10 protein-coding genes are annotated in these 11,973 nt (G+C 61.2%); 5 read left to right on the top strand and 5 right to left on the bottom strand.

The genetic code is table 11. The features are described 5' to 3' along the window. From AC10V3_RS25320 to AC10V3_RS25300, 5 genes are all read right to left on the bottom strand, one after another. Positions 1 to 873, bottom strand: coding sequence for a beta-keto acid cleavage family enzyme (locus AC10V3_RS25320; protein ID WP_490924145.1), 873 nt, complete (start codon positions 871 to 873; stop codon positions 1 to 3). Positions 874 to 947: 74 nt separating this feature from the next. After that, a complete protein-coding gene (locus AC10V3_RS25315) occupies positions 948 to 1,775 on the bottom strand; it encodes an SDR family NAD(P)-dependent oxidoreductase (RefSeq protein ID WP_490924144.1) in 828 nt (275 codons plus the stop codon). A gap of 14 nt (positions 1,776 to 1,789) precedes the next feature. After that, positions 1,790 to 3,574 carry a flavin-containing monooxygenase gene (locus tag AC10V3_RS25310; protein ID WP_490924143.1) on the bottom strand — a complete coding sequence of 595 codons (1,785 nt, stop codon included), beginning with the start codon at positions 3,572 to 3,574 and terminating at the stop codon, positions 1,790 to 1,792. Between the two features lie 171 nt (positions 3,575 to 3,745). Continuing rightward, entirely contained in the window at positions 3,746 to 4,765 is a 1,020-nt protein-coding gene (locus AC10V3_RS25305) for an Ldh family oxidoreductase (protein ID WP_490924142.1), read from the bottom strand. Between the two features lie 862 nt (positions 4,766 to 5,627). After that, on the bottom strand, positions 5,628 to 6,716 hold the full coding sequence (locus tag AC10V3_RS25300) for a porin (protein WP_490924141.1): 1,089 nt from the start codon (positions 6,714 to 6,716) through the stop codon (positions 5,628 to 5,630). A 398-nt stretch (positions 6,717 to 7,114) separates the two neighbouring features. Between AC10V3_RS25300 and AC10V3_RS25295 the strand changes: the two genes are divergently transcribed. The 5 genes from AC10V3_RS25295 to AC10V3_RS25275 all read left to right on the top strand — a co-directional run bounded on the left by AC10V3_RS25295 (position 7,115) and on the right by AC10V3_RS25275 (position 11,958). After that, positions 7,115 to 8,086 carry a Bug family tripartite tricarboxylate transporter substrate binding protein gene (locus AC10V3_RS25295; RefSeq protein WP_490924140.1) on the top strand — a complete coding sequence of 324 codons (972 nt, stop codon included), beginning with the start codon at positions 7,115 to 7,117 and terminating at the stop codon, positions 8,084 to 8,086. Between the two features lie 60 nt (positions 8,087 to 8,146). Then, positions 8,147 to 9,655, top strand: a complete 1,509-nt coding sequence (locus AC10V3_RS25290) for an aldehyde dehydrogenase family protein (protein ID WP_490924139.1) — start codon at positions 8,147 to 8,149, stop codon at positions 9,653 to 9,655. Between the two features lie 139 nt (positions 9,656 to 9,794). Further along, positions 9,795 to 10,544, top strand: a complete 750-nt coding sequence (locus AC10V3_RS25285) for a carboxymuconolactone decarboxylase family protein (protein WP_490924138.1) — start codon at positions 9,795 to 9,797, stop codon at positions 10,542 to 10,544. Between the two features lie 25 nt (positions 10,545 to 10,569). Further along, a complete protein-coding gene (locus AC10V3_RS25280; protein ID WP_490924137.1) occupies positions 10,570 to 11,502 on the top strand; it encodes an NAD(P)-dependent oxidoreductase in 933 nt (310 codons plus the stop codon). A 72-nt stretch (positions 11,503 to 11,574) separates the two neighbouring features. After that, the gene (locus AC10V3_RS25275; protein WP_490924314.1) at positions 11,575 to 11,958 is read left to right on the top strand and encodes a carboxymuconolactone decarboxylase family protein; all 384 of its coding nucleotides are present in this window, start codon (positions 11,575 to 11,577) and stop codon (positions 11,956 to 11,958) included. Positions 11,959 to 11,973: the final 15 nt, after the last annotated feature.

Below are 11,973 nucleotides of genomic sequence, written 5' to 3'. Positions count from 1 at the left end.
TCAACTAATGCCGAGGATGTCGCGCGCCTGCGCGGGCGTCGCCACCTCGGCGTCGAGTTCCCGGATGATCCTAGCGGCACGCTCCACCATGGGTGCGTTGCCTTGCGAGAGCTGCCCGCGGGAGAGATACAGATTGTCCTCAAGACCCACACGCACATGCCCGCCCAGAATTGCCGCCTGCGCGACCATTGGGAACTGTTGCCGCGAGATGCCGAAGGCGCTCCAGCATCCGCCCGCCGGAACCAGTTGCTTCAGCGCCAGCATTGCCTCAGTCGTCGCCGGTGCCCCCCAAGGAATGCCCAGGCAGAGTTGAAGCCAGGGCGGGTCGGCGAAGATGCCGCGGTCGTACAGGTGGCGCGCGAATGCGGCATGGCCGAGGTCGAAGACCTCAAGCTCTGGCTTAACGCCAGCCTCCCGAATGGCGGATGCCATCCGCTCCACCTGGTCAGGCAGATTCAGGAATGCGTAGCTGCTGAAGTTCAACGTGCCGACGTCAAGGCTGCAGATATCCGGCCGTAGTTCGAGAACATGGGCAATTCTGTCTTCGGGGGTGGCCATACCCGCAATCGCATTTCGATTCGGGTCGGCTGCGTCGGGCACATATCGACCGCCCGCGCCCGTCGTCAGGTTGATCAGCACATCGCTGTTTGCTGCGCGAATCAGTCGGACGACCTCACGATAGAGGGCTGGGTCACGGCTGGGCTTGCCGGTGTTAGGGTCGCGCACGTGAATGTGCACGATCGCAGCGCCGGCGGCACGGGCCGCCAATGCTTCGCTGGCAATCTGCTCAGGCGTGACTGGCACGTGCGGGCTGATGCCGCTGGTATCGCCTCCGCCCGTGAGGGCGCAGGATATGATCACAGGTCTGCTCATTCCGATGTCTCCATTGTTCTGCGTTCGTTGCATAGCGCGACAGCTCTTGGCCGCCGGGCGTACCCACCAGGTCTTTACGCTCCTGGCCGTGCCGCAGTCATCCCGCCATCCACGACGAGTTCGGTCGCCGTGATGTAGCGCGCCTCGTCACTGGCGAGAAACACCACCGCGCTGGCGACGTCCCAGGCATCGCCCATGCGTCCCATTGGCACGCTGGCATGTCGCCTGGCCACGAGTTGCTGCGCATCAGCTGCCCCGAGCTGGCTGACCAATCGGTGTTCCACAAGCGGCGTATGCATGACACCCGGTACTACCGTATTCACCCGAATCCCTTTCCTGACATATGCAATGGCTGTCGAGCGAGCGAATGCAATGACACCGGCCTTCGAAGCCGCATACGCGGCATTCACCCGACCGCCGACCGCGAAGCTAAGGCAGCCGATGCTGGCGACGTTGACGATCGCTCCACCTGCTCCTTCGGCGCCGAACTGTCGCTCCATCACCGGCAACACGTGTTTGCAGCCGAGGAAGGCGGTTTTAAGATTCAGATTCATCTGGGCGTCCCAAACCTCCTCGGTCATCGTGACTGGGTCCCCTGGGGCACTACCGCCAACGTTGTTGACGAGGATGTCGATCCGGCCGAAGCGGCAGAGGCATGCCTCGACGGCAGATTTCACCGCCTCGCTATCGGTCATGTTGCAAGGCCGGGGCACCCAGTCTCGATGCCCCTCCCGCTCAATCTCCGCAGTGGTATCGGCAAGCGCGCGCTCATTCAGGTCCACCCCGAATACCCGTGCACCCTGCCGCGCCATCAGAACCGCGGTCGCCTTTCCGTTTCCCCATCCCTCGCCGATGGAGCCTGCTCCTGTGACGAAGGCCACCTTACCTGTCAGATCAAGCATTCAGGGCTCCCTTGTCACGAAGCGATCAAGCCTGCTTCGCGCGCCTTGATCTGCATCGCAACGTAGTGCGAATAGATACGTGCATGCGCGAAGCCGCCACCCATGAACCACAAGCCATTCTGGGCAGTGGGCTTGAACATGTTCGCCAGCTCCCCGTCGTCGTCCAGCCCCCAGATCTGCCCCACCTTCGCGGCGATCTCTTCGCCAAGGATCTCGCGGATGACTTCCTGCTGATTCTGGTAACCGGTAGCCGTGATGAGCAGATCGGCCGTCTCTACCCGACCGTCCTTCATCAGCACCCCGTCTGCGACAAATCGCTCGATGTCCTCGTACTGCAGCAGGCCGACTTCGCCGCTGACAATCAGGTCCGAACAGCCACAGTTGAGGTAGTAGCCGCCGAAGCGCCGGCGCAGCTTCATCTGATGGCCTGTGCCGTCCTCGCCCATGTCGAGCTTCATCCCTCTTGCTTCGAGGCCGGCAATCAGTTCTTTGTCAATCTCGAGCATGCGCTTGACGGCCATCTGATAGCCGCGCACGAGCAACGGGTACGTCCCAGAGGCGGCAATCAGGTCACAGTCCTCTAGCGGCAATCCCTCGTCGTAATACAGTGCGTGATTGATCCCCGCTGCCTTGACGCTGACGACGGTGATCGAGCCGCGCTGGATAAGCTTGACGTCGGCTCCATTGGCATGGAGGTCCTGCGCAATGTCGTGGCCACTGGTCCCCGCGCCAAGCACCAACGCTTTCTTGCCCCTCCATGCGGCGCCATCGCGATATCCATGCGTGTGCACCACCTGGCCCTTGAAGTCTTCGAGGCCAGGTGCTCGGGCTGGCTTGGGTGCACCGACGATGCCATTCGCGAAAACGAGATGCTTTGGGCGCAGCACACGCTCAACACCGTCTGAACGGCGAACACGCGCAAGCCAATGGCCACCAGCTTCGTCGTAAGTGCCTTCGAGGAGCGTAGTGCCGCTCCACACATTGCACTCCATTGCCCACGCATAGGTCTCCAGCCAGTTCCCCAGCATGTCCTTGGGAAGATACTTTGGCCAGCTCGGCGGAAACGGCATGTAGGCCATGTGGTTGAGCGCAAGTTGGTTGTGCAGCGCCAGAGAGTGGTAGCGCTCGCGCCACACATCGCCAACGCGCGGCAACTTGTCCACCACCAGCGCGGCCACTCCCAGTAGTCGCAGCCTCGCCGCCACACTCAATCCGGCCTGGCCCGCCCCGACGATCAGGACGGTAGGCTCGCTGTCGTGGAAGGCCTGCTCACGCTTCCGTCGATCCGCCCAGTTCTCGCCGCCGAAGTTTCGTGAATAGGCAGAGCCTCCGGGACGTCGCGCATAGACCGGCTCCTCATGGCCCTTCAGTTCATCGAGGGAAGTCATTAGCACCCAGGCCTTGTTCGGCTGGGACGCGAGCAGGCGAACCACGCCATGCCCAACGCCGTCCTCGGTCTCGAACCGGAAGATGGCTTCAATGACTTCCGTGCCGATGCGCTTGACGCGACGGGGCGGAGTGCGGTTGGAAGCGAGGCCGAAGTTGCGCGCGCGCGTCTGCGGCTGAACCTCAATCAACCGGTCCACAATCGCTGTTCTGCCCGAGTGAGGCGTGATGTTCCAGGTGAACGCCAGCAGATCACGCCAATGGCAGTCCTCGGCAAAGAGCGTTGCCAAGACGTCGCGGTCGCTGGTCTGCAACGCCGCCTCGAATTCGCTCAGCCATTGCGACACATGATCCGCGTCGCCTGTGTAGCCAGAATGGGACCGGCTCATGGTCAGTTCTTCTTCCATCATCATTCCCCTGGGTTGCAGAACCCTTGCACATAAACATCTGACAATCGATGGAGGTATTCTAAGAATCGACGGTGTGCAGACATAGGCAGCGCCGCGGCAAGGATCCTTGCTCTCACAGCAAAGGTCGGCACCGGGGCCGCGCCTTTAAGTCGTTGCTGACCTGCTCCCCGGACGTCACTGTTTTCCGGCCAGAATGGCGTTAAGCCGCTCGTAGACGGCACGCGATAGCTCGACGCCCTCCTGCCGCCGCAGCTCCCTCTCCCGGAAGGCGCGCTCAGACGGGACGCGAATCTCATTGACCCCCGCCTGGCGCGGCTGCGACTTGATGAACGCAAGAAGCTCGGCCAGTTGCGCCTTGAACTTCTCTGCTGGCATCAGAATCTCCGGATCGAACGCAATGAACAGGAATCCGAAGTCGGCCACGAGTCCCCTCCGCCTTTTGGCGCCAGCAAGCAGACCAAGCGCCTGGATCGCGATCGACAACCCATAGCCCTTATGTCCGCCAAACGGGAGGATTCCGCCCTGCACCATATCCTTTGCGCGCCGGGTCGACCGACCGTCCGCATCGACCCCCAAGGCTTCAGAAAAGTCCTCTTCCAGAAAGGCTTTCAGCAGCACTTCGCCCCACATCGTCGAGGCCGTTCCCATGTCAAAAATGAATGGGTCAACCTCACCAGGTAACGCGAACGCAATGGGGTTGGTTCCCAATGCCGGCCGCCTCGCACCAACCGGCACCACAACGGCGGGACTACTGACGGTATGGATGCCCACGAATCCGGCTCGCGCGATTTTTTCCAGGTAGTAGGCATTGCGGCCGCTAAACCAGCTGTTTGCGACGCCGACCACTGCAACGCCAGATTGACGCACCTTCATGATGGCGATCTCAGCTGCGCGATTGACCGACAAATAGCCAACGTTGTTGCCACCGTCGAGCAAGGCGGAGACCGGCGTTTCATGGATGACGGTTATGGGGGTTCGTGGTTCCGCCAGCTCAGGGCTGTCGGCAATCGCAAGAATCCGCGGGAGGCCGGCGAACGCATAGCCGCTGATGGCGTTGCTGACCAGGTGATCGGCGATGATGCCAGCCTCATCGGGTGTGTAGCCCAGCCTGATCAGCACGTTGCGGCCCAGGTCGTCGGCTTCCTTGACCGACAGGCGCACAGTGTCTTGACGTTCGGAACTCGTTTGATTCATGAAGTCATCTCCTGCATTAGTCGCAAAACGAAACACTTGGCGGTCGCTAGGAACTACAACGATGCGCGCGTGCGCACCCCGGTCCGGAAGCGGCAGACCAACGGTCTGCTGCGAGATGGGGTACGGACCACAACGAGAGGCCGAACCAGTCGTAGAAGCTCGAATCAAGATCCCTGTCCCGCGTCCAGCCAAGGCGATGTGCGAGCGCTTGAACAGCGGTCGCACCCTGCAAGAGATCGAATAGTCCGCGCATCAGTCGTTGCGTCCGACATATGTGGGTGAGCGCCGCGCCTTCTGCAAACAGGGTTCGACGCACCCCTGACGGAGTCGTGCGCAACGCGAGCGCCGCGAGCTCGGCATTCCACATCCGCTCTGGGTTGAGGAAGACCTTGTGTGATAACTGGTGCCAGAAGGGCGAATCGGCGGACGGCGTCCGGTCACCCTGGATTTCGAGCGTGCATAGCGACGGCTGAAAAGCACTGCCATCTAGATGTAGCTCGAAGAACTCGAATGGCTCCAGGACTATCCGTTGCCCAGAGAGCAGTGAGCGCTCGAACCCCCTCCGTCTGATAAGCGACCTGCCATTCGTACCGACAAGGGTCAGCGGAAACACGGGGAACAATCGGAACAGGCTGATATGCGAGTCGGACTGCAACTGGAGACGCATTGCTGGGCCATGGAGTGGCCGGGCACTCTCTTCCTGTAGAAGCATTCTCATGGATTGCAGCAGGGCAGGTCCGCACGATACCCAATCGACCTCGTCAGATGCGCTCATCATCGCCCAGTGAGCCTCAATGCCGCGGCCCGCGCTTCCATCGTTAGTGACGACGATCCGCGAAGGCCTCCGGGCTGCGGGATGTGCTCAGAACTTGTGCCTGAGGTTCATCATCATGCCCGTCTGGTTCTGCCCTGGTGCGACCGAAACACCGAAGCCGTTCAACCCGAGGTTGGAGTTGTCCTTGTTTTTCACGTAGCCCACAGTCAGGAATGCGTCGGTGCGTTTGGAAAATGCGTAGTTGGCGGACGCAACCGCACTCCACGGATCCCTCCCGGACTTGCGATCATTGACGTAGTACCCTGCCATCGTCAGCGCGAGCGCTGGTGCAACCTGATAGCGATATCCCAGCCAGTAGAGATCGTTACGGCGGGTGGGCACGCTTGCCGTGGATCCGATATCGCCGCTGAGCCACCGATACCCGGCGAACAATGTCGATTTTCCGAAACTGACATTGCCGGCGGCGGCAATGCGCCGATCACGCTGTCCCGAGCCTTGGCCGGGAATGCCCGCCGTTCCCTGCTGCTGGTCGTATATCGCGGTGGCGCCAAAGGAGCCTGCCGCATATTCCAGGCCGGCACTAAAGGCCCGGTCGCTCCTGACATCTGCTGCCTGTTCCGTGGCGAACGAAGTCGCACCGCCGGTAGTGATCGACGTACCTCTCGCGAAGCTATACAGCGCTATCCCGGTCACCGGCCCGAACTTTCCAGTGTATTTGATTGTGTTGTCGTAGCGGCCGACAAAATTCGGATCCACCATCAGTGCGGAGTACCGCGCCGCCAACACCATCGGTTCATAGTTGCTCAACAGATCGAAAAGCACGTTGTGCTGCCGTCCGAGGCTGAGCCGTCCCCAATTGCTATCCAGACCCACGAAGGCCTGGCGTCCGAACAATCTGCCACCGTGACTGGACGTGCCGGCATCAATATCAAAACCGCTTTCCAGCGCGAAGACGGCCTTGATCCCACTACCAAGATCTTCGACCCCGCGCAGACCCCAACGTGAGCCGGACACGTTGCCGGACGTCATGCGGAAAAGCTTGTCGCCTGCCGCATTGGCATGCGTGAGGTATTCGGCCCCGGCATCGGCAACGCCATACAGCGTGACCGACGACTGCGCGGCGGCCAGCTGGGTCCATGTGCTCAGCAGCAAGCCGACGTAAATCGCCTTCTTCATTGTCTCCTCCGTTTCGGTGCCAATCTCGTGCGCGCAGCACGGATCTGGTTCATGGCTTCTGTCTCGACGGGGGTCTTCCGCACAGGAAATGTACTGACGCCCCCAATCTCAGCGCCGGATTCTAGGGATGGGGAGATGGTCGGCATACAGGCTTAAGCGGCAAGGACCCTTGCGGCCGGTGCAAAGATTGCGGGTGCATCCAGGTCGGTTGAACCTGTGTGCCGTGCACATCGGCGCTTCTCCTACTGCAAGCGGTCCTGCCCTCGGCTTGCCACTCAGCGCCAAGGACCTTGCCACACGCAGAAATTGCAGGGAGCCGTTCCGACACCTAGATTGGCTCAGACAACAGGACGTATGCGAACGAAGAGTCGCGAAGTCCCCCAGCACGGAGACAATGCATGGCCCCCACAAGACGACAGATGCTCGGGGCGGTTGCGTCATTGCCGCTAGTTGGCATGCGCCCGGCATTCCCCCAGCAATACCCATCGAAGCCGATCAAGACAGTCGTAGCCGCGTCTGCCGGTACGGCTGTCGACATTGCGGCACGGTTCTTTTCGGACCACTTGTCGAAACGCTTCGGCACGCCATTCGTGGTCGACAACAAGCCCGGCGCCGGTGGCTTGATGGGCTTCACCGCTGTCGCCAAGTCGCCCGCCGACGGCTATACGATGGTGCTGGCCGGCATCCCGTTGTACCTGACGCCGCTTTTGTCTGAAACGCCTTCGCCCTACGATCCGCTGAGAGATCTTGTGCCTGTCGCGCGGGTGGCGCGTGTACCGCTGGTCGTCGTAGTTGCCGAAAGCTCGCCGTACCGAAACCTGCCCGGCCTGATCGAGGCGATGAAAAGCAAGCCTGGGGTCTTGACCTATTCGTCGGTTGGGCCTGGCAGCTCCGGTGGGCTTTGTGCGGTATTGCTGAATCACATGAGCAAAACGAAGGCGCAATCGATCGGGTACAAGGAATCCGCCGCATCGGTGACCGACGTCGCCGCAGGGCGAGTTTCCTTCTCTTGTCAGGGTACTGCCGGTGTGCTTCCGATGATCCAGGCGGGCACGCTGCGCGCCCTGGCGGTGACTGGCTCCGCGCGCACAGATGTACTGCCGGACGTACCCACTGTGGCGGAAGCTGGCATAGCCGGATTCGAGCTCTCGTCATGGTTCGACTTCATGGTCCCCGCCAAGACGCCACCGCACATTGTGCAAATCCTTTCTGATGAGATTCTTCGCATCGCACAAACGCCGCTGTTCAAGGGATTCTGTGCGGCCCAAGTCATGATGCTCGACGCGGTCGGTCACAAAGCCCTGAAGGAAGACATGCCGAGCGAAGCCGCCAAATGGAAGCGCCTGGTTCAGCTTGGGCGCACAGCATGAGAGCCAATGCGGGTTCCGTTGGTGTGTACGGCTCGCGGTGGCTAAACCAAAGGAGTTCCGATGCCTATAGTGGCTTCACCCGCAAACAACGCCGCGCCTGTGCATGAAGGACACCGGTACGCGCTCGACTGGGTGAGCGCGGGGCCCAAGAAGCTGCTAATCGGCGGCCAGTGGGTCGACGCGAAGTCCGGGAGAACGTTCGATACATTCGATCCGTCTACCGAACAACGATTGACAAGTGTCGCCGAGGCGGATGCCCCCGACGTGGAGGCCGCGGTAGAGGCGGCACGCCGAGGATTTGAAGCATCGTCCTGGTCTGGCATGACGCCGCATGCGCGGACGAGGGCGCTATTAAAAATAGCCGACATGATCGACCGGCACGCTGACGAGTTGGCTGCGCTGGAGTCGCTGGACAATGGCATGCCGCTTTGGTACAGCTCCGCCAGCGCGACTGCCGCCGGCGAGGTATTCCGCTACTACGCCGGATGGCCGTCGAAGATCTTTGGCACCACCAATCCGACAGACTCGTCGGCATTCATGTTCACCGTGCGGGAGCCGCTTGGCGTTTGCGGGCAGATCAATGCCTGGAATGTCCCGCTGATGATGGCCGCGATCAAGATTTCCACCGCGCTGGCATGCGGTAATACCGTGATCCTGAAGCCTGCCGAGCAGGCGCCCTTGTCGACAATTCGGCTGGCCGAGCTAATCCTGGAAACGGACCTGCCACCCGGCGTGCTGAATGTCCTTCCCGGCTTTGGGCCTGGCGCCGGCACGGCAATTGCCGCACATCCCGGGATCGACAAGATCGCGTTCACCGGATCGACTGCCGTCGGCAAGCAAGTTCTCGAGGCCTCGATCTCGAACCTGAAGAAGGTGACGCTGGAGCTTGGCGGCAAGTCGCCCAACATCATATTTCCCGATGCGGACATCGAGAAGGCATTGCATGCCGCTGTCAAGAGCTTCTGCGGCAACTCGGGGCAGGTGTGTTCGGCCGGCACCCGCTTGTTTGTCCACGAAAGCTTGCATGACGAAATCAGTGAGCGCATCGCAGGAATCGCCGCAACCTACAAAGTTGGCTCGCCGTTCGAACCCGACACCAAGCTTGGGCCACTGATATCAGCGCGGCAGCTCGACCGCGTTCTCAGCTATGTCGAGTGCGGGAAATCGGCGGGCGCGACTCTGCGTCTGGGCGGATCCCGCATCGGCAAGGTTGGGCACTTCGTGGGGCCGACGGTCTTCAGCGGGGTCTCCAATGCGATGCGTATTGCGCAAGAGGAAATCTTCGGTCCTGTCTTATGCATTATCCCGTTCAAAGACGAGGACGACGCGGTGTTCCAGGGCAACGACACGCAATATGGCCTGGCGGCCGCCGTGTGGACCCGTGACATCAGCCGCGCACACACCATCGCACGCCGGCTGAAGGCAGGGCGAATATGGATCAATACCTATGGGGAGGCCGACCCGGTGATGGCATTCGGCGGATATAAGCAGTCCGGTCTCGGACGTGAGTTCGGCGTCGAGTCTATCGATGCCTACACGCAGACGAAAGCCGTGCTGGTCCGCTTGTGAAGTCCCCCGCGCATGCAGCTAACGTGTTCCATGCATGGCCCGGCTCAATGGTGCTTGCTGCCGCTTTTCCAGTTCGCGGATGCGCACAAGCGCCCTTCCTCATCCCGGAAGGATCGTGATTACACAACAAGGAGGCAATTTGAAAGATACGTTCGAGCGTGACCTGACCCGGTTAGACCAGCTCTTCAGCGACCCGCTGGTATCGCAACGGCTTCAGGAGGCCGCGCCGACCTCGCTCGTCGCTGCGTCGCGGTTCTGGCAAACAATTCTCGCAGGCAAGCATCTTTCGCCAAGACTCAAGGAGCTTGTCCTTGTCGCGCTCCATGCATCGGTCTCGGCGCTTGATTCCGAGGCAATCCGGCGCCACGTCGAACGGGCATTGGCTGCTGGTGCATCCCCGGATGATGTCGTGGACGTCTTGATTTCCATCGTCGGGGTGGCGAACCACGCCTTGTATTCCACAGTGCCAATCCTGATCGGCGAGCTCGATGCCGCCGGACGCGAGGATGCCGAGCCGCCGCCGCTGTCGGCCGAAGCCGAGGCAGCGAAGAGCGATTTCATCAAGACGCGAGGATTCTGGAACGAGCAGCGCGACATACTCGCCCGGTTCATGCCGGCGTACTTCAGCGCGCTGTGCGAAGTGTCGGTGGAACCCTGGAAAAACGGCACGCTGAGCGCCAAGGAAAGGGAGTTGATCTATATCGCGATCGACTGTTCGCCGACACACATGTACGGCCCCGGCCTCGCGCTCCATATCCGCCATGCGCTGCAGCATGGCGCCACGCGCGACGAGATCCTCGAGGTGTTTCAACTTGCCGCATCGATGGGACTGGAGGGATTCATCCTAGGGGCAGAGGCATTGTTCGGAGGCCCTGCCGCACTGTCTTAGGCATCGAAACAAAAAAGGAGGAACTATGAAGGTGGGATTCATTGGCCTAGGGAAGATGGGCCAGGGCATGGCGCGCAACCTGCTCAAGTCAGGCATCGAATTGGTTGTCTTCGACACGAACCCGGAGGCAGCCATCAGCTTGGCCGAGGCTGGCGCGGAGAGGGCCACCAGTGTGGCGGACGTCGCCAGGAAGGTCGACGTGCTGTTCACATCACTCCCTGGACCAGTCCAGGTTGAGGAAGTCGTGTTTGGCCCGGAGGGAGTCCTGGAGAACATGAGGGCAGGTCTCGTGCTGTTCGACCTGTCGACCAGCTCGCTCTCTCTCGCCCGACGCATCCACGGCGCTTTCCGGGAGAAAGGTGGCGCGATGCTGGATGCCCCCATAAGCGGTGGCCCCGCGGGGGCAGCATCGGGCGAGTTGGCGTTCTGGGTTGGCGGCGACAAGAAAGTCTACGAGCAACACTGTCATTTGTTGCGGATGATCGGAAACGCGCCCCGCCATGTCGGCCCCATCGGCTCCGGCGCGATCACGAAGCTGGCCCACAACATGGTGGGCTACATGATCATGCTATCGATGGCCGAGGTGTTTTCGATGGCCGTAAAAGGTGGAGTGGACCCATTGGAGCTGTGGGAAGCCTTGCGGCTTGGCATGGTCGGCAAACAGTCACCGCTATTCATGCTCACGAATCAGTTCCTGCCCGGAACGTACGAGACACCGGCATTCGCGCTCAAATTGGCCCATAAGGACGTGACCCTGTGTACCGGCGTTGGCAAGGAGCTGGGTGTGCCCATGCGGCTGGCCAATATGACGTTGGAAGAAATGACCGAGGCCCTCTCCGCAGGCTTCGGCGAGCAGGATTCCCGCGCATTTCTGAAGCTGCAGCTTCAGAGGGCAGGCGTGGAGATCGCAGTCGACCCGGACCGCATTCAGAAGGCTCTCAAGGCAGCCCGGTCTTGAGCTGGCGTCCTGCCGGCCCCGGCCGGTGCGACGCCTGATTGTTGAGATATCCCAAACACATCAGGAGAAATGATGAACAAGGAATTGTTTGAGAAAGGCCTGGCGGTGCGCCGCGCTGTGGCGGGCGATCGTCTGGTCGACGAGGCCCTCAAGAACGCTGACGAATTCAGCATGCCCATGCAGGAACTGGTAACGGAATTCTGCTGGGGCGAAATCTGGACGCGTCCCGGGCTCGATCGCCGCAGCCGCAGCATTCTGAACCTGGGCATGCTCTGCGCGCTGAATCGGCCCGACGAACTGGCGGGCCACATTCGCGCCGCGATTACGAATGGGATGACGAAGGAAGAGGTCCGCGAGTGCTTGCTGCAGGTCGCCGTGTACGCCGGAATGCCGGCGGGCATGGGCGCCTTCAAGGTGGCTCGGAGAGTGTTCGACGAACCGGCGTCGAATAGCTGAAGCGCCGGCCACGGT

This window comes from Cupriavidus sp. PB-02, from assembly GCF_058252315.1.
The sequence above is the reverse complement of the archived record's forward strand: the minus strand, read 5'-3'. Positions and strand labels throughout refer to the sequence as shown.

Excerpts from the sequence above, each read along its gene's own strand:
- AC10V3_RS25300 (WP_490924141.1), bottom strand. The coding sequence starts at position 6,716 with ATGAAGAAGGCGATTTACGTCGGCTTGCTGCTGAGCACATGGACCCAG.
- AC10V3_RS25275 (WP_490924314.1), top strand. The coding sequence starts at position 11,575 with ATGAACAAGGAATTGTTTGAGAAAGGCCTGGCGGTGCGCCGCGCTGTG.
- AC10V3_RS25305 (WP_490924142.1), bottom strand. The coding sequence starts at position 4,765 with ATGAATCAAACGAGTTCCGAACGTCAAGACACTGTGCGCCTGTCGGTC.
- AC10V3_RS25320 (WP_490924145.1), bottom strand. The coding sequence starts at position 873 with ATGAGCAGACCTGTGATCATATCCTGCGCCCTCACGGGCGGAGGCGAT.
- AC10V3_RS25290 (WP_490924139.1), top strand. The coding sequence starts at position 8,147 with ATGCCTATAGTGGCTTCACCCGCAAACAACGCCGCGCCTGTGCATGAA.
- AC10V3_RS25315 (WP_490924144.1), bottom strand. The coding sequence starts at position 1,775 with ATGCTTGATCTGACAGGTAAGGTGGCCTTCGTCACAGGAGCAGGCTCC.
- AC10V3_RS25280 (WP_490924137.1), top strand. The coding sequence starts at position 10,570 with ATGAAGGTGGGATTCATTGGCCTAGGGAAGATGGGCCAGGGCATGGCG.
- AC10V3_RS25295 (WP_490924140.1), top strand. The coding sequence starts at position 7,115 with ATGGCCCCCACAAGACGACAGATGCTCGGGGCGGTTGCGTCATTGCCG.
- AC10V3_RS25310 (WP_490924143.1), bottom strand. The coding sequence starts at position 3,574 with ATGATGATGGAAGAAGAACTGACCATGAGCCGGTCCCATTCTGGCTAC.